At 56.5% G+C, this 24,618-nt stretch carries 19 protein-coding genes and 2 tRNA genes; 5 read left to right on the forward strand and 16 right to left on the reverse strand.

Going from position 1 to position 24,618, the window contains the following annotated elements:
* Positions 1–171: 171 nt before the first annotated feature.
* The 15 genes from rpoC to tig form a co-directional block, all read right to left on the reverse strand.
* Positions 172–4,368, reverse strand: a complete 4,197-nt coding sequence (rpoC, locus tag O4G22_RS05335; RefSeq protein WP_290492090.1) for a DNA-directed RNA polymerase subunit beta' — start codon at positions 4,366–4,368, stop codon at positions 172–174.
* 72 nt (positions 4,369–4,440) lie between these two features.
* Entirely contained in the window at positions 4,441–8,379 is a 3,939-nt protein-coding gene (gene rpoB, locus O4G22_RS05340; protein WP_012420082.1) for a DNA-directed RNA polymerase subunit beta, read from the reverse strand.
* A gap of 201 nt (positions 8,380–8,580) precedes the next feature.
* The gene (gene rplL / locus O4G22_RS05345; protein ID WP_306702351.1) at positions 8,581–8,955 is read right to left on the reverse strand and encodes a 50S ribosomal protein L7/L12; all 375 of its coding nucleotides are present in this window, start codon (positions 8,953–8,955) and stop codon (positions 8,581–8,583) included.
* A 158-nt stretch (positions 8,956–9,113) separates the two neighbouring features.
* Positions 9,114–9,617 (reverse strand): 50S ribosomal protein L10, encoded by a 504-nt coding sequence (rplJ, locus tag O4G22_RS05350; RefSeq protein WP_012420084.1) that lies wholly within the window; start codon positions 9,615–9,617, stop codon positions 9,114–9,116.
* A gap of 21 nt (positions 9,618–9,638) precedes the next feature.
* Positions 9,639–10,340: a 50S ribosomal protein L1 gene (gene rplA / locus O4G22_RS05355; protein WP_094137313.1), complete on the reverse strand. Its 702-nt coding sequence runs from the start codon at positions 10,338–10,340 to the stop codon at positions 9,639–9,641.
* A 51-nt stretch (positions 10,341–10,391) separates the two neighbouring features.
* Positions 10,392–10,820, reverse strand: a complete 429-nt coding sequence (rplK, locus tag O4G22_RS05360; protein WP_022197881.1) for a 50S ribosomal protein L11 — start codon at positions 10,818–10,820, stop codon at positions 10,392–10,394.
* A 63-nt stretch (positions 10,821–10,883) separates the two neighbouring features.
* The gene (gene nusG / locus O4G22_RS05365; RefSeq protein ID WP_012420087.1) at positions 10,884–11,453 is read right to left on the reverse strand and encodes a transcription termination/antitermination protein NusG; all 570 of its coding nucleotides are present in this window, start codon (positions 11,451–11,453) and stop codon (positions 10,884–10,886) included.
* 29 nt (positions 11,454–11,482) lie between these two features.
* Positions 11,483–11,710, reverse strand: coding sequence for a preprotein translocase subunit SecE (locus O4G22_RS05370; RefSeq protein WP_012420088.1), 228 nt, complete (start codon positions 11,708–11,710; stop codon positions 11,483–11,485).
* A gap of 33 nt (positions 11,711–11,743) precedes the next feature.
* Positions 11,744–11,819: transfer RNA gene (locus O4G22_RS05375), tRNA-Trp, on the reverse strand.
* Positions 11,820–11,912: 93 nt separating this feature from the next.
* Entirely contained in the window at positions 11,913–13,097 is a 1,185-nt protein-coding gene (tuf, locus tag O4G22_RS05380; protein WP_012420089.1) for an elongation factor Tu, read from the reverse strand.
* 44 nt (positions 13,098–13,141) lie between these two features.
* Positions 13,142–13,216: transfer RNA gene (locus tag O4G22_RS05385), tRNA-Thr, on the reverse strand.
* Between the two features lie 206 nt (positions 13,217–13,422).
* Complete coding sequence (tsaD, locus tag O4G22_RS05390; protein WP_306702352.1) at positions 13,423–14,505, reverse strand: tRNA (adenosine(37)-N6)-threonylcarbamoyltransferase complex transferase subunit TsaD; 1,083 nt, start codon at positions 14,503–14,505, stop codon at positions 13,423–13,425.
* Between the two features lie 18 nt (positions 14,506–14,523).
* Entirely contained in the window at positions 14,524–15,894 is a 1,371-nt protein-coding gene (gene clpX, locus O4G22_RS05395; protein ID WP_290488809.1) for an ATP-dependent Clp protease ATP-binding subunit ClpX, read from the reverse strand.
* Between the two features lie 36 nt (positions 15,895–15,930).
* Complete coding sequence (locus tag O4G22_RS05400) at positions 15,931–16,587, reverse strand: ATP-dependent Clp protease proteolytic subunit (protein ID WP_297408115.1); 657 nt, start codon at positions 16,585–16,587, stop codon at positions 15,931–15,933.
* A 124-nt stretch (positions 16,588–16,711) separates the two neighbouring features.
* Positions 16,712–18,022, reverse strand: coding sequence for a trigger factor (tig, locus tag O4G22_RS05405; protein WP_306702353.1), 1,311 nt, complete (start codon positions 18,020–18,022; stop codon positions 16,712–16,714).
* Between the two features lie 319 nt (positions 18,023–18,341).
* On the opposite strand from tig, the gene bamA reads away from it, so the two are divergent.
* The 5 genes from bamA (at position 18,342) to O4G22_RS05430 (ending at position 23,773) form a co-directional block, all read left to right on the forward strand.
* Positions 18,342–20,708, forward strand: coding sequence for an outer membrane protein assembly factor BamA (gene bamA / locus O4G22_RS05410; protein WP_306713963.1), 2,367 nt, complete (start codon positions 18,342–18,344; stop codon positions 20,706–20,708).
* 33 nt (positions 20,709–20,741) lie between these two features.
* Positions 20,742–21,482 carry a hypothetical protein gene (locus O4G22_RS05415; protein WP_094137319.1) on the forward strand — a complete coding sequence of 247 codons (741 nt, stop codon included), beginning with the start codon at positions 20,742–20,744 and terminating at the stop codon, positions 21,480–21,482.
* 38 nt (positions 21,483–21,520) lie between these two features.
* Positions 21,521–22,456, forward strand: a complete 936-nt coding sequence (gene metF, locus O4G22_RS05420) for a methylenetetrahydrofolate reductase [NAD(P)H] (protein WP_290488815.1) — start codon at positions 21,521–21,523, stop codon at positions 22,454–22,456.
* A gap of 52 nt (positions 22,457–22,508) precedes the next feature.
* On the forward strand, positions 22,509–23,246 hold the full coding sequence (locus O4G22_RS05425) for a tetratricopeptide repeat protein (protein ID WP_306702355.1): 738 nt from the start codon (positions 22,509–22,511) through the stop codon (positions 23,244–23,246).
* 254 nt (positions 23,247–23,500) lie between these two features.
* Positions 23,501–23,773 (forward strand): hypothetical protein, encoded by a 273-nt coding sequence (locus tag O4G22_RS05430; protein WP_094137322.1) that lies wholly within the window; start codon positions 23,501–23,503, stop codon positions 23,771–23,773.
* 95 nt (positions 23,774–23,868) lie between these two features.
* Here O4G22_RS05430 and O4G22_RS05435 read toward each other — a convergent pair whose 3' ends face one another.
* Positions 23,869–24,495, reverse strand: a complete 627-nt coding sequence (locus tag O4G22_RS05435) for a TetR/AcrR family transcriptional regulator (protein WP_094137323.1) — start codon at positions 24,493–24,495, stop codon at positions 23,869–23,871.
* Between the last annotated feature and the right edge of the window lie 123 nt (positions 24,496–24,618).

Here is a 24,618-nt window from a genome sequence, read left to right on the forward strand (position 1 = left end):
TTCATTATGAAAATAAAATATCAAATTTTATGTTATATGGGCTAATATAGGGTTCATCGCCGAATTTCCAATCCGCTTTTCCTCTCTTCGTGAAATAACACGGAGAGACCATAAAAAAGGCCGCCCCCCGGAAACGGGAAGCGGCCTTTGAATGTGGATGAAATGAAGGACTTAGCGTTCGTTGTCGAAGTTGATGGTGTCGTTCAACATGTCTTCGGCAAGTTCCGCCGCTTCCTCTTCGTCGCTGGCCAGCGCGATTTCTTCCGCGCCTTCTGCTGGTTCCACTTCAATCTTGCTGTAACGGGAGAATCCGGTGCCGGCGGGAATGAGGTGACCCATGATGACGTTTTCCTTGAAGCCTTCCAGCGTGTCAGTCTTGCCGAGGGTAGATGCTTCCGTCAGAACGCGCGTAGTATCCTGGAAGGATGCTGCGGAGATGAAGGATTCCGTTTCCAGAGAGGCCTTCGTGATGCCAAGCAGGACGGGCTTGGCTGCGGCCGGCTGGCCGCCCTGGGCTACGGTTTGTTCATTAATGCGGTCAAACGTAGTCTTGTCCACTTGGTCTCCCCACAGGAATTCGGTATTGCCGGGTTCCGTGATGACTACCTTGCGAAGCATCTGGCGAACGATGATTTCCACATGCTTGTCGTTGATTTCCACACCCTGGAGGCGGTACACTTCCTGAACTTCGTTGACGAGGTGTTCCTGGAGGCGTTCCTTGCCGCAGACATCTAGAATTTCTTCCGGAGAGACGGGGCCTTCCGTAAGCTGGTCGCCCAGATGCACATGGTCGTCTTCGTGAACGATAACGTGCTTGTTCATCGGCACCAGATGGTCCACCAGTTCGCCCGTGGGCGTTTCAATGGTAATGACCTTCTTGCCGCGGGAGGTATTCTTGCTGCTGAGGCGCACAATGCCCTCCACGCGTGCAATGGTGCAGGCGTCCTTGGGCTTGCGGGCTTCGAACAATTCCGCCACGCGGGGCAGACCGCCGGTGATGTCCTTCGTCTTGGCTACCTTGCGGGGCGTCTTGGCCACCATCGTGCCGGCGGAAATGGTTTCTCCGTCCTTCACGGTGAGGTTGGCGCCTGCGGGAATGGCGTGATGAGCCAGAACTTCGCGGGTCTTGGCGTCGCGGATGACTACCTGCGGGTGAAGTTCCTGCTTGTGTTCCATGACGACAAGGGAGGAGGCTCCGGTTTCCCGGTCCGTTTCCTTGGAAACGGTGATGCCCACGATCATATCCTTGAATTCGACGATGCCGCCCTTTTCTGCGATTACGGGCACGTTATACGGGTCCCAGGTGGCGAGAGTGTCATCCTTCTTGATGGCGCCGCCGTTGGGCACATACAGGATGGTACCGATGACGGGCTGGTAGGATTCCAGTTCTCGGCCCTGTTCATTTTCAATGCGAACGGAGCAGTTTTTATTCAGAACGACAAAGTTGCCGTCTGCGTTTTCCACCGTGCGGAGATCTTCCGTGTAGATGACGCGGCCGTCGTTCTTGGCTTTCACAATGGGCTGCTTGAACGCCGTGGTGGCCGTTCCGCCTACGTGGAACGTACGCATGGTGAGCTGCGTGCCGGGTTCGCCGATGGACTGGGCGGCAATAATGCCGACCGCTTCCCCGATCTTCACTTCCTGTCCGGTGGCCAGGTTCAGGCCGTAGCACTTGGCGCAGCAGCCTTTCTTGAGTTCGCAGGTGAGCACGGAACGGATTTTCAGCCGTTCAATGCCGATTTTTTCCAGTTGTTCCGCCTGCTTTTCGTTAATGAGGTCGTTGACGTCCACGATAACCTCGCCGCTGACGGGGTCAACGATGCGTTCGCAGGAAGTACGGCCGTAAATACGGGAGGAGAGGGACGCCACTTCTTCATCGCCGTCGTAGATGGCGTGCACAGTGATGCCGTTGCTGGTGCCGCAGTCTTCCGCGTGGACGATGACGTCCTGGGCCACGTCTACGAGTTTGCGGGTCATGTAGCCGGAGTCCGCCGTCTTCAGGGCGGTATCCGCCAGACCCTTGCGGGCGCCGTGGGTGGAGATGAAGTATTCCAGCACGGAAAGACCTTCACGGAAGTTGGCCGTGATGGGGCGTTCGATAATTTCGCCGCTGGGTTTCGCCATCAAACCGCGCATACCGGAGAGCTGCTTGATCTGCGCCTTGTTGCCTCGGGCACCGGAGTCCACCATCATGAAGAGCGGGCTGGCCATCTTGGAACCTTCGTTGTGTTCCAGTTTGCGGTACAGAGCCGCCTGGATGACATCCGTAGTCTGAGTCCAGATGTCCACCACCTTCTGATAGCGTTCTCCATCCGTGATGATGCCGTTCTTATACTGGCGGGTCACCTTGTCCAGTTCTGCATAGGCTTTTTCAATTTCCGTCTTTTTCTGGGAGGGAACCACCATGTCCACGATGCCGATGGAGCAGCCGGAACGGGTTGCTTCCTTGAAGCCCAGGTTTTTCAGAGCGTCCAGGGTCTGCACGGTACGTTCCTTGCCGACGGTCTGGTAGCAGCGCCAGATAATGTCGCCCATCTGTTTCTTACCTACGTTACGGTTAATGTAACCGAGTTCCCGGGGCCAGATTTCATTGAAACGCACGCGTCCGGCAGTAGTGACGATAACCTTCTTGGTGACATCCCCGTACACTACTTCGGAAGGCTTCTTGCCGTAGTCCGGGTTGTGCAGGCGGATCCAGTCATGGTAGCCGATCTTGCGGGCGGCAATGGCGTATTCCACCTCGTCAATGGATTCGAAGAGGGGAAGATGGTGATGATTATCCTGGTTGTTCTGCACTTCCGCAGCACGGGTGTGCGTCAGGAAGTACGCGCCCAGAATGATGTCCTGCGTGGGGGTGGCAATGGGTTTGCCGGAAGCTGGGGAGAAAATATTGTTGGGCGCCAGCATGAGCTGACGGGCTTCCATTTGCGCTTCCACGGACAGAGGCACGTGCACAGCCATCTGGTCACCGTCGAAGTCCGCGTTGTACGCATTACAGACGAGCGGGTGCAGACGGATGGCGGAGCCTTCAATCAAAACCGGTTCAAAAGCCTGGATGGAGAGTCGGTGCAGGGTGGGGGCTCGGTTGAGCATGACCGGGTGCCCCTTGGTCACTTCTTCCAGAATGTCCCACACTTCCGGCGTCTTGCGGTCAATGAGCTTCTTGGCGGAGCGCACAGTGTGCACGTAGCCCAGCTCTTTCAGGCGGTGGATAATGAAGGGCTCAAACAGAATAAGCGCCATCTTCTTGGGAAGACCGCACTGGTTGAGTTTCAGTTCCGGGCCGATGACGATAACGGAGCGGCCGGAGTAGTCCACGCGCTTGCCGAGCAGGTTCTGGCGGAAACGGCCTCCCTTGCCCTTCAGCATGTCGGAGAGGGATTTGAGGGGACGGTTGCCGGCGCCGGTGACGGCGCGGCCGTGGCGTCCGTTGTCAAACAGGGCGTCCACGGCTTCCTGAAGCATGCGCTTTTCATTACGGATGATGACTTCCGGGGTTTTGAGGCTCAGGAGGGTTTTCAGGCGGTTGTTGCGGTTGATGACGCGGCGGTACAGGTCATTCAGGTCAGACGTGGCGAAACGGCCGCCTTCCAGGGGAACCAGCGGGCGCAGATCCGGAGGAATGACGGGAAGAACATTCAAAATCATCCATTCCGGGCGCGTGTTGGACTGAAGGAATCCCTGGGCCAGTTTCAGACGCTTGGCAATCTTGCGCTTGTTCTGCTTGGAGTTGGTATTGTCCAGCTGTTCCTGAAGATCCGCGACGAGGGTAGGCAGATCGATGGCCGCCAGCATTTTCTGAATGGCTTCCGCGCCCATGCCGGCTTCAAAGCTGTCATAGCCGTATTCGTCTTCCGCGTTGCGGAATTCCTCTTCCGTCAGGATGGCACCCTTTTCCAGAGGGGTGCTGCCGGGATCTACCACGATGTAGTCTTCATAGTAAATCACGCGTTCCAAATGGCGGGCAGTCATGTCCAGCATAAGGCCGATGCGGCTGGGCATGCATTTGTAAAACCAGATGTGGGAGACCGGAACGGCCAGTTCAATGTGGCCCATTCGTTCGCGGCGCACGCGTGCGTTGGTTACTTCCACGCCGCAGCGGTCGCAGGTGATGCCCTTATGCTTGATGCGCTTGTACTTGCCGCAGGCGCATTCCATGTCTCGGGTGGGCCCGAAGATGCGTTCGCAGAACAGGCCGCCTTTTTCCGGCTTGAACGTGCGGTAGTTGATGGTTTCCGGGTTGACGACTTCACCGAATGACCAGCTGCGGATGGTATCCGGATCCGCCACGGTGATGGCAACCTGGTCAAAGGTCCGGGGCTTGTCGCTCAGGCCGTGCATTTCCCTGATAGTGGGGGTGTCAGACATATATTGAAAGTTTAAAGGAGGTTTGGTGTCCGCCCCCGCGTTTTGCGGCGCGGGGGCGGAATGCGGTGGATATTAGAATTTGAGGTCGGAGAAGTCGACGTCCGCCAGGCCGGCCATGTCGTCGCTGTCAAAGCCTTCCGTCATGCCGTCCACAGGAGTGAGATCCGTGCCGCCGAGTTGCAGGGAGGGTTGTTCATCCTTGCTGCCGGGGCGTACGTTCAGCCCCAGGGACTGCATTTCCTTCATCAGAACGTTGAAGGATTCCGGAGTTCCGGCTTCCAGGGTATTATCCCCCTTCACGATGGATTCGTAAATGCGGGTACGGCCCTGAACGTCGTCGGACTTGACGGTGAGAAGCTCCTGGAGGGTATAGGCGGCGCCATAGGCTTCCAGCGCCCACACTTCCATTTCCCCGAAACGCTGGCCGCCGTATTGGGCCTTGCCGCCCAGGGGCTGCTGCGTGACCAGGCTGTACGGACCCACGGCACGGGCGTGAATCTTGTCCGCCACCAGGTGGTTCAACTTGAGCATGTAGGTCTGGCCTACCACCACCGGGTTGTGGAAAGGTTCGCCGGTCAGGCCGTCATAAAGGGTGCTCTTCCCGCCTACGGTTCCGTCCTTGCCGTCGCCGATCCAAGTGAAACCGTCCACCTTCTTGGCTTCGGACATGTAATTCCAGATGGTTTCTTCACTGATGCCGTCGAACACCGGAGTGGCCACTTTGAAGCCGAGGGCTCTGGCAGCGATGCCGAGGTGAGCTTCAAGCACCTGTCCCACATTCATTCGGGAAGGCACGCCCAAGGGGTTCAGCACGATGTCCACCGGAGTGCCGTCCGCGAGGAAGGGCATATCCTGTTCCGGAACGATTTTGGCGACAACGCCCTTGTTGCCGTGGCGGCCGGCCATCTTGTCACCCACGCCGAGCTTGCGCTTGGCGGCGATGTATACTTTGACTTCTTTCAGTCCGCCGGGTTCGGATTCGTCTCCGGATTCCATCTGATCCAGTCGGTGTTCCCGTTCGTCATCCAGTTCCGTAAAGCGGCCTTCAAAGGAGGTGATGATTTCCAGAATCTTGTTGCGGATCGGGCTGGGCTCGATTTCGATGTGGTCGTGAACCAGGGCCAGCTTGCGCAGCAGGGTCTTGGTGATTTTCCGGTTGGCCGGGATGATGATTTCACCGGTCTGTTCGTTGACGACGTCCAACGGGATTTTTTCGCCCAGAAGAATGTCGGAGAGCTTCTTGGTCAACTGGTCAATAAGCTGTTCTTTCTTCTTCTTGTGTTCGTCGTTGATTTTCTTGAACTGCTTTTTCTTCTCCGCGCTGTCCACGACGAGGTCGCCGCGGTGGTGGCCGGAACCCGTGGAAGAAATGCGCACGTCCATCACAATGCCGGTGCAGCCGGAAGGAACGCGGAGGGATGTATCTTTCACTTCCGCGGCCTTTTCACCGAAGATGGCGCGAAGGAGGCGTTCTTCCGGGGCCAGTTCCGTTTCCGATTTAGGAGTGATTTTGCCAACGAGGATGTCGCCGGGTTTCACTTCCGCGCCGATGCGGATGACGCCGTCATGGTCCAGGTTTTTCAGGGCTTCATCACCGGCGTTCGGGATATCACGGGTGATTTCTTCCGGGCCCAGCTTGGTATCACGGGCCTGCACTTCAAACTCGGAGATGTGGATGGAGGTGAAGGTGTCTTCCTTCACGGTTTTTTCGGAGATGACAATAGCGTCTTCGAAGTTGTAGCCGTTCCACGGCATGTAGGCCACCAGAACGTTGCGGCCGAGGGCCAGTTCGCCCTGGTCCGTGTTCGGGCCGTCCGCCAGCACGTCGCCGGTTTTGATTTTGTCGCCGCGGCGCACGATCGGACGCTGGTTGATGCAGGTGCCGGCATTGGAACGCATGAACTTGCGCAGGGGATAGACGTAAACGCCATTGTCGCGGTCCGTGCGCACACTGTCGGGATCGGACAGGAACACTTCCGGGCGCACGGGCAGTTCTCCGTCTTTCGTGGTGATGATGACTTCAGCCGTGGCGGAGGCCACGATGCCGTCCGCTTCCGCCAGAACGACGGAACGGGAGTCCCTGGCGCACTTGCCTTCAATGCCAGTTCCCACGTACGGGGATTCCGCCACCATCAGAGGCACGCCCTGGCGCTGCATGTTGGAGCCCATCAGGGCGCGGTTGGCGTCGTCATGTTCCAAGAAGGGGATAAGACCTGCGGCGATGGAGACGAGCTGCTTGGGAGATACGTCCATGTAATGCACGTCCGCCGGATCCACTTCGATGAACTCGCCCTTTTCGCGGGCGGTTACGCGGGAGGTCGTGAAGTTGCCCTGTTCGTCCAGCGGGTTGTTGGCCTGGGCGATGAGATAGCCTTCTTCCTGATCGGCGGTGACGTATTCAATGGTATTGGTGACCCGGCCGTTTTCCACCTTGCGGTAAGGCGTTTCAATGAACCCGAATTCATTGATGCGGGCGTAGGTGCACATGGAGTTGATCAGGCCGATGTTGGGGCCTTCCGGCGTTTCAATGGGGCAAATGCGCCCGTAGTGGGAGGGATGCACGTCCCGGACTTCGAAACCGGCCCGGTCACGGTTCAGACCGCCGGGCCCCAGGGCGGAAAGGCGGCGCTTGTGCGTCAATTCCGCAAGGGGGTTGATCTGGTCCATGAATTGGGAGAGCTGGGAACGGCCGAAGAAATCGCGCACGACGGCACTAAGGGCCTTCGGATTGATGAGTTTGCTGGGCGTGACGCCTTCAATGTTCTGGTCAATGAGGGTCATGCGTTCCTTGACCAGGCGTTCGGTGCGGGCGAGACCTACGCGACACTGGTTGGCCATAAGTTCGCCTACGGCGCGTACGCGGCGGCTGCCCAGGTGGTCGATGTCGTCCACCATGCCTTCACCCTTCTTGAGACGCAGGAGGTATTTGAGGGCGGCCAGGAAATCTTCCGCCGTCATCAGGCGCTGGTCCAGGCTGGTGTCCAGACCGAGCTTCTGGTTGATTTTATAGCGTCCCACGCGGGTGAGGTCATATTTCTTGGGATCGTCAAAAAGCCTCTTGAGCAGGGTGCGCGCCTGAGCCGCCGTAGCGGGGTCTCCGGGCCGCAGCCGTTTGTAGATTTCCTTGAGGGCGGATTCTTCGTCGTGAGCGGGATCCTTTTTCAGGGTTTTGATCAGCACGTCGTCCTCGCTCTGGTCAATGACGTCGATTTTCTTGATGCCGAACTGGAGGAGCTGGCGAACCACACCCATGTTGAGCTGTTCGAAAGCCTTGGCAAGAACCAGATCCTTGTCCTTGATCGTGTCTACAGCCACGAGGTTGTGCAGATCTTCTTCCGTCATGTCTTCGCTCAGGGGAAGCGTGCGGATGTTGTAGAACTGGCTGACGATGTCACGGTCCGTTTTGAAACCCAGGTAACGCATAAATGTCGTCGCAAGGAACTTGCGGCGGCGGCGGCGGCGGTCAAGGTAAACGTAGAGCAGGTCATTGGTGTCAAACTGAACCTCCAGCCAGGAGCCCCGGTCCGGGATGATGCGGAAGGAGTGAAGCAGTTTCCCGTTCAGGTGCTGGGCGCTTTCAAAGCAAATGCCCGGGGAACGGTGAAGCTGGGACACGATGACGCGTTCGGCGCCGTTGATGACAAAGGTGCCGCGGTTGGTCATCATGGGGAGTTCCCCCATATAAACCGTTTCTTCCTTGGACTCGTTGTCGGATTTGAGCTTGAAGGTGACCTGAAGGGCGGCGCTGTAGGTTTCCCCCGCGCGGATGGCCTCGTAATCGCTCATCTTCGGCTGTTCAATGTCGTAGGAGACGAAGTCGAGCTCAATGTTTTCGTCATAGCTCTTGATAGGAAAGATTTCCTTCAGAACGCCTTGTAACCCGATGTTTTTCCTGGCCGCGGCCGGCGTGTCCTGTTGTAGAAAATCGAAGTATGATTGAAGTTGGATCTCAATAAGGTTCGGAGGTTCGATGACTTCCTTGATATTCCCGAAGTAGAGTCGCTTTGACATGGGCTGCTGTGGCGGAGATGTTATGGTTTGCATCCTGAAGAACCCGGATGCTGGGCTGGGCGGTCCTTTCCCTGAGGGGCGGAACCGACTGGAAGCGTTTTACGGGATAAAAAGCCTCTAGTCGATCACGCGGGATGTGAAGACGAGGAAGCGCAACAGGAGAAAAACGGCTTTTCTCCTGTTGCGCGGGAAGTAAAAAGCTTACTTGACGTCCACCTTGGCGCCGGCTTCTTCCAGCTTGGCCTTGGCAACGTTGGCTTCGTCCTTGGAGACGGCTTCCAGGATGACGGCGGGAGTGCCTTCAACCAGTTTCTTGGCGTCCACCAGGCCGAGACCGGCCTTCACTTCGCGGACGGCCTTAATGACGGCGATCTTGTTGGCGCCGGCTTCCGTCAGGACGACGTTGAATTCGGTCTTTTCTTCTTCAGCTTCGGCAGGAGCGGCGGCAGCGCCGGCGGCGGCTACGGGAGCAGCGGCGGAAACGCCCCACTTTTCTTCCAGGAGCTTGACGAGGTCGGCAGCTTCCAGGATGGTAAGGGTGCCGAGTTCTTCAGCGATTTTATTAATATCAGCCATTGTATTATTTTCTAGTTTGGTTTCGAGTCGCGCCAAGAGCCAACTTGGCATTTCAGTTCTCCGGCCGGAGTTCCGACAAGGAACCTGTAGGAGAGTCGGGTCCGGTTTTCACACATTTGGCTAGAGTGCAACCGGACCGTCCGGTCAAGGGGTTGGTATTAGGCGGCGGGTTCTTCGCTGCCGCCGTTTTCTTTGTCCACATATGCCTGAATAACTCGGGCAAGAGCGGAACCGGCCGCGTTGATGGTGCCAAGGAGTTTGGCAAGCAGCTGGTCGCGGGGGGGCAGTTCGCCGATGGCGCGGATTTCGTCCGCGGAGAGAATGGCTCCGTCCAGGATCGCCACCTTGTATTCGGCTTTTTTGGAAGCCTTGGCAAAGGTGTTGATGGCCTTGGCGGCGCCTGCTACGTCGGATGCGCCGGTCACGAAAGCGGTCTGGCCGACGAGATGTTCCCCGATGTCGGGAAGGCCGGCATCCGTCAGAGCCGTGCGCATGAAGTTGTTCTTGGCTACGTGGCACTGGGCGCCGCAGGCGGCCAGTGCGGAACGCAGGTTGGTGAACTCAGGCACGGTGATCGAGGTGTAGTCCACGACGATCAGGAACGGGGAGGCGTTGACGCGAGCGGTCAGGTCGTCAATGATGATACGCTTGTCAGGATTCATGGTGTGCTAAATCGGTTCGGGTTACAGTTTGGCGATGGAAGCGGTGTCAACCGGCAGACCGGGGCACATGGCGCATGAAACGGTGACGGATTCAATGTAGGCGCCCTTGGCGGAAGCCGGGCGGGCCTTGACGACGGAATCAATCAGGGCAGCGATGTTTTCGGCGATGCTTTCGTTGGAGAAAGACAGCTTGCCTACAGCGGCGGAGATATTGGCGTTCTTGTCAACCTTGTAGTCAACGCGGCCGGCCTTCACTTCCTTCACAGCTTTGGCCGTATCATCCGTGACGGTACCGGTTTTCGGGTTGGGCATCAGGCCGCGCGGACCCAGCACACGGGCAACCTTGCGTACCTCCGTCATGGCGTCGGGGGTGGCAATGGCCGTATCAAAGTCAACGAATCCTTCCTGGACTTTTTTGATGAGGTCTTCAAACCCCACGAATTCGGCTCCGGCTTCCTGAGCGGCCTTGGCGGCATCGCCCTGGGCAAAGACGAGGACGCGAACGTTTTTACCCGTGCCGTTAGGCAGGGAAACGCTGCCGCGAACCATCTGGTCGGATTTGCGGGGGTCCACAGTCAGGTGGAAAGAGACGGTGACAGTCGGGTCGAATTTCGGCGCCGGGAAGGATTTCATGGTTTCCACGGCTTCCGTGATGCTGTAGTTCTTGTTAGGAGTAACAAGCTTGGCTGCTTCTTGATATCGCTTGCTGCGTTTGGTAGACATGTGTGTATTTGGCAGTGCGTTCGGATTGGTTTAATCCTCCTGCGGTGAGTGTTACATACCTTCAACTTCAATGCCCATCTGACGAGCCTGGCCAGCAAGAATGCGGGCGGCGCGTTCGGGGTCTTTCGTGTTGAGGTCAGGGAGTTTGGTGTTGACGACTTCCATCAGCTTAGCCTTGGAAAGAGTGGCGACTTTCTTTTTATTCGGTTCGCCGGAGCCGGAGGCGATGCCTGCGGCTTTCTTGAGAAGCACGCTGCCCGGGGGCTGCTTGGTGATGAAAGAAAATGATTTGTCCTTGTAAACCGTGATGACGGTCGGCAGGAGATCGCCGGCCTGCTTTTGCGTGGCGGCGTTGAACTCCTTGCAGAATGCCATGATGTTTACACCGGCCTGACCAAGTGCCGGACCCACGGGCGGGGAGGGGTTAGCGGCTCCGGCATTGATCTGGAGCTTGATGATTTTGGTTATTTCTTTTGCCATGGTTTTGCTTTGTTAGCGGAGAAAATAAACGGGAAGAGAACTGATGAGGGGGGAGAAAAAGACTCAGGCTTTTTCCACCTGCCAGTATTCCAGATCCACAGGCGTGGCGCGGCCAAAAATAGAAACGCTGACGCGCAGTTTGCCTTTTTCCGGGTCGATTTCTTCGATGGTGCCCTCCTGACTCTGGAACGGTCCTTCGCATACGCGCACAGGGTCGCCGACGGCGAATTCCACCTTGGGACGGGCGGCGACAGCTTCCGCATCCAGCAGGGGCAGGAGATCTTCCACCTCGCGCTTGCGCATGGGGAGGGGGGCGTTGCGGGAACCGGCGATGCTGATGACGCCGTCAATTTGCTGGATGAAGTACCAAAGATCCTTGTTCAGGGTGCCGTCCGCTTCCAGCAAGTACATGTTGGCATAAACGTACCCGGGAAAGAGTTTGCTGTGGCGTTCCGTTTTTTTGCCGTTCCGCACTTCGGAAATGAGTTCCGTGGGGACTTCCACCCGGTAAATGAAGTCGGAAAGTTCGGCGTCCTTCGCCTTGCGGATAATGCGGTCACGAACACTGTTTTCCTGCCCGGAGAGGACATGAAGGACATACCATTGTTCGTGGGGCTCTGGGGTACTGGGCATGATCGGAGAAAAAGTGGGGGAGAGTAAAACTAGATTGCCAACTGGATGAGGTAGTTGACCACGCTGTGAAGGAAGATGTCGAACGATGCAACAAACGCGCCAAGGAAGACCATGGCGATCAGTACGACGAGAGTGGAACCCCAGAGTTCGCGGAATTTTTTGAAACCTTTCACCTTGGGGTCGCTTTCCCAGGGCCAGGTCGTCTTCTTAAGTTCGCCTTTAACCTCGGCGATGAATTGAGAAATCTTGCGAAACATGCTTCAAGGTGGGGTGGTGTATTTGGAAAGAAGTGGCAGGTCAGGAGGGACTCGAACCCCCAACTTTTGGTTTTGGAGACCAACGCTCTACCAATTGAACTACTGACCTGTTGAAGTCTCTTCTTTCGTGGGAAATGAGGGGGCCTGCGGGGAGGCCCCCTCATTAAACCTGATGTAGATTCCTCTACAGTTCCTGAGGAACTTAGTCAAGGATTTCGCTGATACGACCAGCACCCACGGTGCGGCCGCCTTCGCGGATAGCGAATCGCATGGCCTTTTCCATAGCGATCGGAGTGATGAGCTGGACTTCCAGGTTGACGTTGTCGCCGGGCATCACCATTTCCACGCCTTCGGGAAGGGTGCAGCAACCGGTCACGTCCGTCGTGCGGAAGTAGAACTGCGGGCGGTAGTTGTTGAAGAACGGAGTGTGACGGCCGCCTTCTTCCTTGGTCAGGACGTAAACTTCAGCCTTGAAGTTCTTGTGGGGCTTCACGGTGCCGGGCTTGATGATTACCTGGCCGCGTTCGATGTCTTCCTTCTTCAGACCGCGGAGAAGCAGGCCAACGTTGTCACCGGCCTGACCTTCGTCAAGCAGCTTGCGGAACATTTCGATGTCCGTAACGGCAGTCTTCTGGGTGTCCTTGATGCCGATGATTTCCACTTCTTCCATCTTCTTGATGACGCCGCGTTCGATACGGCCGGTAGCCACGGTGCCGCGGCCGGAGATGGAGAATACGTCTTCCACAGGCATGAGGAAGGGCTGGTCCACGGGGCGTTCAGGCTGGGGAATGTAGGAGTCAACGGCAGCCATAAGTTCCATGATGGAGTCTTCGGCGGCGGCGTCGCCTTCCAGAGCCTTAACGGCGGAACCCTTGATGATGGGGGTGTCGTCGCCCGGGAATTCGTATTCGTTGAGAAGTTCGCGGATTTCCATTTCCACGAGTTCGAGCAGGTCGGGATCGTCAACCAGGTCGCACTTGTTCATGTAAACGACAATGGCGGGAACGCCCACCTGGCGGGCAAGAAGGATGTGTTCACGGGTCTGCGGCATCGGGCCGTCGGAGGCGGCAACCACGAGGATGGCACCGTCCATCTGAGCAGCGCCGGTGATCATGTTTTTCACATAGTCGGCGTGTCCGGGGCAGTCAACGTGGGCATAGTGACGGTTTTCCGTTTCATATTCAACGTGAGCCGTGGAGATGGTAATGCCGCGTTCGCGTTCTTCGGGGGCGGCGTCAATCTGGTCATAGCCGCGTGCTTCGGCGAAACCCTTCTTAGCGAGCACTGAAGTAATGGCGGCGGTAAGGGAGGTTTTGCCGTGGTCAACGTGACCGATGGTGCCCACGTTCACGTGGGGCTTGTTGCGCTGGAATTGCTCTTTAGCCATAATATTATGTTTAGGTTTGGGCTGCTATGGGTCTAGCTTGAAGATGGAGCTTCTGGCGGGAATTGAACCCGCGACCTCATCCTTACCAAGGATGCGCTCTACCCCTGAGCTACAGAAGCATAGACTTCTTCCGCCTTTCGCTGCTCCTAGAGAAGTCGTAAATCCGCCCAAACCTGCGGTTCTAGCGGATAAATAGCATCCTCCCGTGTTGCCTGACGAAAAGCGGACGCTATGTTACGTTTTTAGATGCGGGATGTCAATGAAAACATGAACATTTTTTCAGTTTAATGCTGCGAATGCAGGGCGCTCATGTATAATGTATTTATCAGGAATGCGTTGAATATTTGGATCTGTTTAGATCTTCCGTCAATTTAAGATTGGGGTCAACGTCTTCATCCAGAGAGTGGAACAATCCCCTGCGGGCTTTGAGACAGGTGACATAAGCGATCATGGCGGCATTATCCGTCGTCAAGTCGAAGTCCGGGAGGACCAGTTCCACTTTTTCGCGGTCGCAGGCGGTTTTCAGGCGGGAACGCAGCTCCCTGTTGCAGGAGACGCCCCCGGAGACGGCAAGGGTGCGGTGACCGGAGGCGCGCAGAGCTTTCAGAGCCTTGTGAATCAGGACGTCCGTCACGGCCCGCTGGAAGGAAGCGCAGAGGTCGCGCAGAGTTTGCCGGGGCAGGTCGTGAGGATCGCCGGTTTTCGTAATTTTGGGCAATGTGTAGAGAACGGCCGTTTTCAGGCCTGAGAAAGATACGTTGACTGTATGTTCTTTCATCAGGGCCCGGGGGAAAGAAAAGGCTTCCGGATCGCCTTCCGCCGCCAGACGGTCGATTTCCGGCCCTCCGGGATAGGGCAGGCCGAGCATTTTGCCTACCTTGTCAAAGGCTTCCCCTGATGCGTCGTCTAAAGAACGGCCCAGCAGACGGTAGTTCCCTACGCCGCGCACGTCCACAAAGAGGGTGTGGCCGCCGGAAACGACCATGCCCAGATGGGGAACGGGACCGCCGGGGCGTTTGAGGAAGGGGGAGAGCAGATGGCCTTCCAGATGATTGACGGAGACGAAGGGCTTGCCTGCCGCCAGAGCAAGAGCCTTGGCCGTGCTGTTGCCTACCAGGAGCGCAGCTACCAGGCCGGGGCCTCCCGTGGCGCCGAAAACGTCAATGTCCGCAGGAGCTGTTCCGGCTTCGCGGCACGCGGTACGGATGATTCCGGGAAGGTCCGCTGAATGGTTGCGGGAAGCCAGTTCCGGGACTACGCCGCCGTGCTGGCGGTGAATGGCAATTTGGGAGGAGATGACGGAAGAGAGTATTTCCGGCGCTTTTTCCTCTCCGGCAGAGCGCAGGATGGCGACCGCCGTTTCATCACAGGAGGATTCTATTCCCAGAACGGTAAGGGATTCCGGCATGAAGGGAGAGCAGGGGGGTTAGGAGGCCTGATGGATTTGAGCCGGTTTGCTGCCGGTAACCGTTTCCCGGGTGATGGTGACGGAATCCGCATTTTTCATGCTGGGCACCTTGTACATGACGTCCAGCATAAGAGTTTCAAAGATGGAACGCAGAGCGCGGGCTCCCGTGCCGCGTTCCATGGCTTCGGCAGCCATGGCTTTCAGGGCGTCCGGCTGCACGTCCAGTTTGGCGCCGTACATGGCGAGCAGTTTGGAATATTGCTTGACCAGGGCGTTTTTGGGTTCCGTAAGCAGGCGGACGAGCTGGCTTTCATCCAGTTTGGAGAGCGGGCAGAAGATGGGCAGACGGCCTACGAATTCCGGAATCATGCCGAAGGAGAAGAGATCTTCCGGCATGGCCTGCGCCAGTATTTCCTCTTCCGAGTATTCCTTGCGGTCGCGTTGTTCCGTGATGGCTCCGAATCCCATCTGGGTGGCGCCGAGACGTTTGCGGATGATGTCTTCCAGACCGACGAAAGCGCCGCCGACAATGAAGAGGATTTTTTCCGTGTTGACGCGGATGTATTCCTGTTGCGGGTGCTTGCGGCCTCCGGTGGGCGGAACGTTGCAAACAGTGCCTTCAATGATTTTCAGCAAAGCCTGCTGCACGCCTTCCCCGGAGACGTCTCTCGTAACGGAGACATTCTGGGTTTTACGGCCGATTTTGTCGATTTCATCCACATAGATGATGCCCTGTTCCGCTTTCGCTACGTCAAAGTTGGCAGCCTGGAGCAGGCGCAGGATGATGTTTTCCACATCTTCCCCCACGTAACCGGCTTCCGTCAGCGTGGTGGCGTCCACAATGCAGAACGGGACGTTGAGCATTTTCGCCAGCGTTTTCGCCAGCAGGGTTTTCCCAGAGCCGGTGGGGCCGGCCAGCAGGATGTTGGATTTTTCAATCTCCACATCGTCCAGGGATTTGTCTTCCAGCATGACGGCACTTTGGCGCAGGCGCATGTAGTGGTTGTACACGGCTACGGAAAGCACTTTCTTGGCATAGTCCTGCCCGATGACATACTGGTTGAGCGTGGCGCACATTTCTTCCGGCGTAGGCAGCGGGCCTTCGTAGGCGGCCGGTCCGGCCGCCGTTTCCCTGAGCATGTCTGCAGCTGCCTCCTTGCGGGCTTCCGCCTGGCACATGGCATAGGCGGAGGGCTCCATATTCAGGATGCCGCGGATGAAGCGGGCTGCCATAGGAAGGCCTGTGTCCTTCACAATCATGTTGACGCAAATTTCAACGCAATTGTTGCAGATGTAAAAGTCTTCCGCAATCTGGATGAGCTTGTCCACCTTGTTCCCGGGCTTGCCGCAACAGGAACAGGCAGGAAGATGATGAGTGGAACCGGACATGGTTGTTCAGGTAGAGAGAAATGGCGGAGGGGAGGATCAGGCCCTGGCTTTTTTCTTGTCGTCCTGGTCGTCGGAATGGTGCGTCAGAACTTTATCCACCAGGCCGTAGGCCACGGCTTCCTCAGCAGTCATGTAGTTGTCGCGGTCGGCATCCTTTTCAATCTGCTTTTCGGTTTTGCCGGTGTGTTTGGCCAGAATGCCGTTGAGACGTTTTTTGAGGTTGAACATGAAGCCGATGGTGCGTTCCACATCTGAAGCGGTGCCCTGGGCGCCGCCGGAAACCTGGTGAATCATTACATGGGAGTTCGGCAGGCAGAAGCGTTTGCCGGGAGTTCCCGCGGCCAGAAGCACGGAGCCCATGGAGGCCGCTATGCCCAGGCAATACGTGTTTACGTCGCAGGAGACGAATTGCATCGTGTCGTAAATCGCGAGACCCGCCGTGACGGATCCTCCGGGGGAGTTGATGTAAACGTGGATGTCCTTTTTCGGATCAGCCATCTGAAGGAACAGGAGCTGGGCAATGACGGAATTCGCCACGTCGTCGTCAATAGCGGAGCCGATGAAGATAACGCGGTCTTTCAGGAGGCGGGAGTAAATGTCAAAAGCGCGTTCGCCGCGGCCGTCCTGCTCCACCACCATGGGCACATAGTAGGAGTTTGCGGGACTTGATTTGGAAGATTGGTCTTGAAACATGTTGATGGAAAATAGGATGTTGTTTTTTCAATGTACGTTACCCGTCCGCAGGACGCAAAACGGGGGAGTCGGGCATGTGCGCGCCAACTCCCCCTGATAAGGTGTTTTTTGTGCAGAGGAGGGGTTACTGCTCGTCTACCGTTACTTTGGCCTCTTTTGTCAGGAAGTCCAGAACCTTGGCTGTCAGCAGGCTCATTCTGATGCCATGCACGCGGCCTTCGCGCTGGAGTTCGCGGATGTAGGATTTGAGGTTCTTTTTCTGCTGGCGGGCCTGGCGGGCCACTTCGTTGTAAAGCTCCATTTCCGTGACGGCAATTTTTTCCACCTGGGCCACTTCCTGAAGCATGAAGAAGACCTTGAGGTTGCGCTTGGCCTCCTGTCTGGCTTCTTCCCGGGCTTCCTCAACAAATTTATCCATGTCCGCCGGGGCGTTTCCGCTGTACATGGCCTGCTGCATTTTCTGCTGGAGGATGCCGTACACTTCGCGTTCTACGACGGCTTCCGGAAGATTGAAGTCAAGCATGTCCGCCAGCTTTTCCGTGATCTGATCGGCCTTGGCTTCATCAATTTGCATGGCTTTGCGCTGGGCCAGGTTTTCCTTCAGGGCGGTTTTCAATTCTTCCAGGTTTTTGCCGGGAAGCACTTTTTCCGCAAAGGCGTCATCCATGACCGGAAGCTGTTTTTCACGTACTTCTTTCACCGTGGCATGGAAGACGAGTTTCTTGCCGCGCAGTTCCGTAATTGGGAAGGTATCCGGAATGGTGACGGTGATATCCTTGCTGTCACCGGCATTCAGGCCTTCCAGGGCAGAGGCGAAGCCGGGCAGGAATTGATCGTCTTCCACCTTCATCCACTGGCCGTCGCGGCCTTCCAGGAAGCCTACGGGTTTGCCTACGGCTTCCGCTACGGGCTTGCCGTCCAACGTGGTTTTGAAGTCGATGATCGCTACGTCGTCTTTTTTGGCGGCGCGGTCCACGGGGGTGAATTCCGCGATTTGTTCAGCCAGGGAGTTCAGCGCTTCCTCTACGTCTGCTTCCGTTACTTCGGAAGAGGGGACCTTGACTTCGATGCCTTTGTATTCCGGCAATTCAAATTCGGGAACCACGGTCATCGTGCTGGTAGCGGCGTAGTTGCCCTGGTCATCCAGGGAATGTTCCGGCTTTCCAAAGTTGAGCACTTTCAATTTGGGGTTTTCTTCCAGAGCGGCGGAGCAGGCCGTTTCAAAAAGGGTATCCAGCAGTTCTTCTTCAATTTCTTTCTTGAAGCGCTTTTCAATGATGGACTTGGGGGTTTTGCCGGGGCGGAAGCCGGGAAGCTTGGCTTTGGCGGCGTAGGAATCCACAATGGAGGCGCGGCGCGCAGACGTGGTTTCTGCGGGGATGGAAGCTTTCAGCGTGGCTGTGCAGTCCGGTTGAATATCAACGTTGATTTCCATAAATAATACGGTCAGTGTTAATAGAAAATGGTTCTGTTTCGGCTCCGGGATGGCGGCAGCGGTCAAAACACGAGCGGCAATGACTTTAATGAGAGCGTATCTGGAGTGCAAGCTATTGCACGGGAATGACACAATTGTCCCCTTAAGCGCGCACGCGCATGCGGCGTAAAGAAGCGCGCTACAACTGTGTTCTACGCGGAATCACGTCTTGACTATGCAAGAGGAAAAGTCCTTTATATCCCAAGCATTAAGTTCAGCTCTCATGATTCGTCCCGTTTTTTTGTGTGTTTCCTTTCCCTTGATAGCATGTTCGGCTGTTTTGGCCCAGGATGAAACTTCCCTTAACAGAGGCGGCTATGGTTCCGTGATGACTCCGGAACAGGTAATGCGGGAACTGGGGCCGGGCACGGGGCTTCTTCCCGGCGACCAGGCGTATGAGGGGCGGCCTGTGAAAAGCGTTTCCGTGCGGTACAGAAGCACCGGCAAGACCGTGTCCGAAGACCGTCTGAAAAATTTGCTGGCTACGCAGCCGGGCACCAGTTATTCCCCGGAAGTGGTTAACAAGGACTTGGAACGGCTGTTGGAAAGCGGTCTGGTAGGCGGCAATACAACGGTGGCCGTGGAGCCTTCCGGCGACGGCGTGTCGGTGGTGTTTGAAATGGCTGCCCAGAATCTGCTGGGCGGCGTGGGGTTCCGCGGCAATACCGCGTTTGACAACAGGGACCTCTCCGAGGAATGCGGGCTGAAGGGGGGGGAAGCTCTCAGCGATAAGGCCCTGAGCAGCGCTATTGCCAAGCTGCGCACTTACTATCAGGAAGCCCGGTATCCGGATGTACGCGTTTCCTATTTTTACCAGAAAACGGAACGGCCCGGCTTTGTGGATGTGGTCTTCGACATCAACGAAGGGAAAAAGGCCAATATTATCAAGATTGACTTTGTGGGCAATGAACACATCAGCGCCAAGGATCTCCGACAGGTGATGAAAACCAAGGAGAAGGGCTGGCTGACCTGGATTACCAAGTCCGGACGCATTGACCGTGAGCAGGTAGAGGACGATCTGGCGGAATTGGTGACTTATTACCGCAATAAAGGTTATTTGCGCGTCAAGCTGGACAAGGTGGAATATTTCGACGCCGGCAAGGGCAATGAGCAAAAGCTGATCATGAAAATTACCCTTACCGAGGGGCGCCGTTACAAGGTTAACCAGGTTGCCTTCGGTCCCACCAAGGTGTTTACGGCCCAGGAACTGATTCCCGGCCTGAGCATGTATAACGGGGATACCTATTCCGCCCAGAAAGTGGCCGACGACGTGACGATGATCCGCCGTTATTACGGTTCCCGGGGGTATGCGGACGCCTCCGTGCGTCCGGACATTCAGGAAGTGGGCGTTGATCCCAAAACAGGGTACGGTCAGATCAACATCGTGTACCATGTGACGGAAGGCAATCCCTACCGCGTAGGCAACATCCGCCTGACCGGGAATAACCGCACAAAGGATTACGTTATCCGCCAGGAACTTCCCCTCCAGTCCAATGACCCCATGAACGCCGTGGATCTAGATACCGCCCAGAAGCGTCTCCAGAACCTGAACTATTTTGACATGGTGGACGTGGCCCAGGTGGGGTCCACGCGGCCCGGCTACCGTGATATCAATATCGAGGTGGCGGAAAAACGTACGGGGTCCCTGAATATCGGCGTGGCATTTTCCTCTATTGAAAGCGTTTATCTGTTCGCTGGCATCACCCAGTCCAACTTTGACATGTATGACTGGTCCTCTTTCGTGGGCGGCGGCCAGCGTTTCGCGATTAACGCCCGCGTCGGTTTTGAAACGCAGGATGCCAGCATCTCCTGGGTGGATCCGTGGTTCCTGCACCGCAAACTGGCCTTCGGGACGGAAATTTTTTACAGCAATTCCTCATATTTTTCCGATTATTACGACCAGCAGAACTATGGCTTTGCCATTTCCCTCCGCAAACCGATCGGGGAGTTGGATTACGTGAAGCTGGAATACCGTCTGGAACAGTACCGTATTGACGCCGAGGGGAACGCCCCTATCTTCTTCTGGCAACAGGACGGGGATTACCTGCGCAGCCATGTGGAGCTTTCCTACACCATTGATACCCGAGACGCGCAGATCTTCCCCCGCAAGGGAGGCAAATTTGAAGTACTGGCCGGTTATTCCGGCCTGGGCGGCGATGTGCATACATACAACTTCGGCGTGAACGGCTCCTATTACTGGAATTTGCGCGGAGACACCATTTTCAGCATCAATGCCGGTGCGGCTACCGTGGATTCCTATGGTAGCCACGATGTACCCATTTTTGAGCGCCTCTACCTCGGCGGGCCATACAACATGCGCGGTTTCCGTTTCCGGGACGTGGCGCCGTACGATCCCGCCCTGAGCGGTGATGAAACGATGGGCGGCCGTTCCTCCTTCTTCTGCCAGTTTGAATATTCCATTCCCGTGATTGAAGAAGTGCGCATCGCGGTGTTTTATGACATCGGCTTTGTCAACGGGGACTCCTTTGACTTCAGCACGTCCAAAATAGTTTCCGACTACGGGATCGGCCTGCGCTTGAACCTGCCCATCGGCCCGCTGGCAGTGGACTATGCCATTCCGATTCAGAAGAACAACGCCATTGACCGCGGGGGCCAATTCCAGTTCTATCTTAATTATTCCTATTAACGATATTTAATAATTTCTCTACCGTTTGACGACATGAGCAATTTCCGCATTCTTATCCTGGCGTTTCTGGTGGTGGTGCTGGCTGTTCTGGGAATGATTTATGTGAATATTTCTTCAAGGATGGATGTGATTCAGCAACAGCAGCAGATGGCCTCCGCTCCGGCGCCGGCCAATCCCTCCCCTTATCTTCCGATGCCCACGCAGGCTCCTGCCTCCGCCGTTCAGCCGGTGGTGGTGGCGGACCCCGTGGTGAGCGAGGAGCTGGCTCATGTCTCGGCGGAGCTGGAACGGATGAAGAAGGAGAATGAAGAATTGAAGAAGCGCCATGCCCTGGCGGAGGAAGAACGCGATTTGTTGGAACGCCAGAGCATGGAGAAGGGAGATCCCCGGCTGCAATGGCTTAATGAAATCAAGGATGCGGAGCAGGTGGGCCGTGTGACGGAATACTACCGTGACGCTAACCTGGTTCTGTTCCAGTCCATCGGCCAGCCCGACCTGAAAGTGGGGCAGGAACTGGGCATCCGCAGGCGCGGAAGCATTTTCGTCTCCCTGATTATCGACGGGGTTGACCCGGACGGGAAGGTGTTCCAGTCCTACGTGAAGCGTAATACGCTTTTTGATCATAATGACAAGGAACCCATCAAGCCGGGGGATGAAGTCATTGTTCCGCCTGCAAGCTGGCAGGAAAACATGACGGAAGAAAACAAGTCCGCGTCCCCTTCCCCCGTTCCCGTGGAAGCTCCCAAACCGGTGATGATTCCCATGGAGCCGTGATGCGGCCCCGTATCCAGTCAAGCCAAGCATAAAGAGAAGTGCACCTGAGAGAAAGATTGCAATCGGGAGCCGGTCCCAGCCTGTCCTTTGAATTTTTCCCGCCCAAAAACGAGCAGGCTGCGTCGGCCTTGTACCAGACCATTCGTGAACTGGAGCCTTACCGCCCCAGCTTCGTCAGCGTGACGTACGGCGCAGGAGGCTCCACCCGCGAGCTTACCCGTGAAGTGGTGCTGCGCATCCAGCATGAATCCCGTATTCCTACGGTACCCCACCTCACCTGCGTAGGCCATAGCCGGGAGGAGGTATGGAATATTCTGGATCAATACGCCCGGGCAGGAGTGCGGGCCGTTCTTGCACTCCGGGGAGACCCTCCCCGGGGAGCGGAGGATTACAACCGTGATGCGGATGCTTTCCGCCATGCGGCGGATCTGGTGGCTTTCATCCGTGGGTATAATGAATCCGGCCGCCATCCGGATCCGGAGGGATTCGCCATAGGCGTGGCCGGTTTCCCGGAAGGTCATCCGGCTACTCCCAACCGCTTGCGCGAGATGGATTTCCTGAAAGCCAAAGTAGATGCCGGCGCGGATTATATCTGTACCCAGCTGTTTTTTGACAATCATTCTTTTCTGGATTACCGGGAACGCTGTCTGCTGGCCGGCATCAAGGTGCCCATCCTGGCGGGAATCATGCCTGTGACCAGCCTGTCCGGCATGAACCGCATGGCAGAGCTTTCCGGAGGCACCTGTTTCCCGGCCAGGCTGCTCAAGGCGCTGAAGCGTGCGGGTTCCAATCCGGACGCTATTCAGGAGGTAGGCATTCAGTACGCCTCCAGCCAGTGCGCCGAGCTGCTGGATTCCGACGTGGACGGCATTCATTTTTATACGCTTAACCAGAGCCGGGCTACGCGGGAAATCTACAGGAATCTGGGCCTGAAGGATTCCCTCCAGCTTCTGGAACATGGCGAAGATAAGTAAAAAGCTGATTGATTTGGCTGGGACAACACGGTAGAAACCTCTTCAACATATTATGGATATCAAGGATATTAAACGGGCCATGGACAATATGCCGATGGGCGACGGAAGCGCGTTTGCGGAGATTTCCGTCGGTCCGTCCAGGCACGAACAGTTTTTGGATGAACATTACGGCAAGGTTGCGCTGGTTGTATTGCTATGCGTCCTTGGAGCCGCCGGATGGATTATTTATAATGGCGTACAGGACTCCATGGAAAGAAAGGCTGGCGCCGCTCTGGTGGCCGCTATGCCGGAATCCCCGGCAACCGGGGAAATTTCCCTGAACGAACAGGGGCTTCAGCAGGTGGTAGCTGATTTTGACAGTTCCCGCGCCGCCGTCACCGCCTCTTATCTTCAGGCCGTTGCCCTGTGGAACGCCGGCAAGGAGGATGAAGGCGTGGCCAAAATGAAAGCTTTTATTGATTCCGCTCCCACGGAGGAATGGAAAGCCCAGGCGTCCGTTACCCTGGCATGCCGCCTGATGAACCGGGGGAAAGCGAATGAGGCGGAAGGGCTGTTCCGTTCCGTGGTGGATGCTGGAGATCCCACTTTCTCCGGCTTTGCCACCATGTGCCTGGGGGACATTGCCCGGGCTAAGAAAGACAATGCCGCCGCAGGCGCTTTTTACCGTGAACTGGCGGAAAAATTCCCGTCCAGTGCATTTGTCCTGCAAAGCGGAGGCTACCTGTTGCGCAAGAGCCTGTTTGATATTCAGAGCCCCGTTCGTATTGAGCCTGTGGTAGAACAGAAATAAGCCTACGGACGTTTCCGAAGTTTTCCGGAAGATGAACGTTTTTCTCATCCGCATGTCTGTTTTTTTGCAGTGCATGCGGATTTCCGTATTCAGGAACGCCGGAACATAGGGTAATGAAAAGCCCGCTGTGCGGTTAACTGTTGTGGTTCCGGAAATTCCGTTCCGGACCGTGACATATTTAAACAAATGATAAGGGGATTCCACGCTTACCGGATGTAACCGGGTCACCGGTATTAACCAGTATTTTTCATTCCATGAACAAGCATATCAAATCATTCTGGCTTCTTCCACTGGCGGGAATGGCGCTTTCTTTCATGCCGTCCTGCACGACGGACAGCTACGGGAACAGCTCCGTAACGCCCGGCGGAGCCGCCGCTATCGGTGTAGGGGCGCTGGCTGCCGGCGCCGCCATTGGAGCGGCTGTCCAGCATGACCGCGACAAGGACAGGTACCGCAATGACTGGCGCCGCCATAATCCCCCGCCTCCGCCTCCCCGTCCGCATCATCGCCCCCACTGGCGGAGATAAGGTGGGGGCATGCGTGTAAAGGCTGCGGTATTTCTGTCCGGCAGGGAGAGTCTGGGGGGGTGATGCGGTTTTCCGATCTTCCCTTGCACGAATTCTCAAACCTGCCGGACGCCGCGGAGCGCCCAGGTCATGCGTTGCCTGGCGCTTTCCGGGTCATTGAGGAGAGACCCCAGCAAATCGAGAACGGGCCGTGCCGCTTTCGGGTCGTGCACTTGGAGTTGTCCGGAAAGAATAAAGGGGGCTCCTCCGCAGCAGGCAAGGTAAACGAGGATGTTCATGGGGTCTCCCATGAGTACGGATCCCTCCTGCTGGGCTTCCCGTATGGTTTCCAGCAGCACGAGGGGATGGCGCGTATGGATTCCTGAAATGAAACGGATGGCTGCCCGTTCCCCAGCCAGGGCATCCAGCACCAGCTGGGCGATGAACTGGCCGTGACGCAACAGGAATTCCATGACGTCACCCAGGATGGCTTCCAATTTTTCAAAGGCCGGAAGATGAATGTTGGCGTGGGTTCTGATTCCGGTGAACAGAGGTTCGTACCAGCGTTCCAGAAGCTCGGTCAGAAAAGCTTCCCGGTTGCCGAAGTGATAGACAAAGCTTCCTGTATTGGTGCCGGCCCGAAGGGACAGACCGCGAACGGTGAGGGCGCGCAGCCCGGATTCCGCGACGATCATGGCGCCCGTATTGAGCAGGTGCTCTCTGGTGGATTTCCGTTTGGGCATGAAGGTGAAGCTTGAACCCCCATGTGTGCTCCTTATTGGCCTGCAAGGCAAGGATTCGTTATGTCTGTTGTTGTAAAAAGCGGAACCGGGGCTTATCCCCTCCCCGGTTCCGCCGCCGGAGTC

It is taken from the genome of Akkermansia muciniphila (genome assembly GCF_030848305.1).
GTDB lineage: Bacteria > Verrucomicrobiota > Verrucomicrobiia > Verrucomicrobiales > Akkermansiaceae > Akkermansia > Akkermansia muciniphila_A.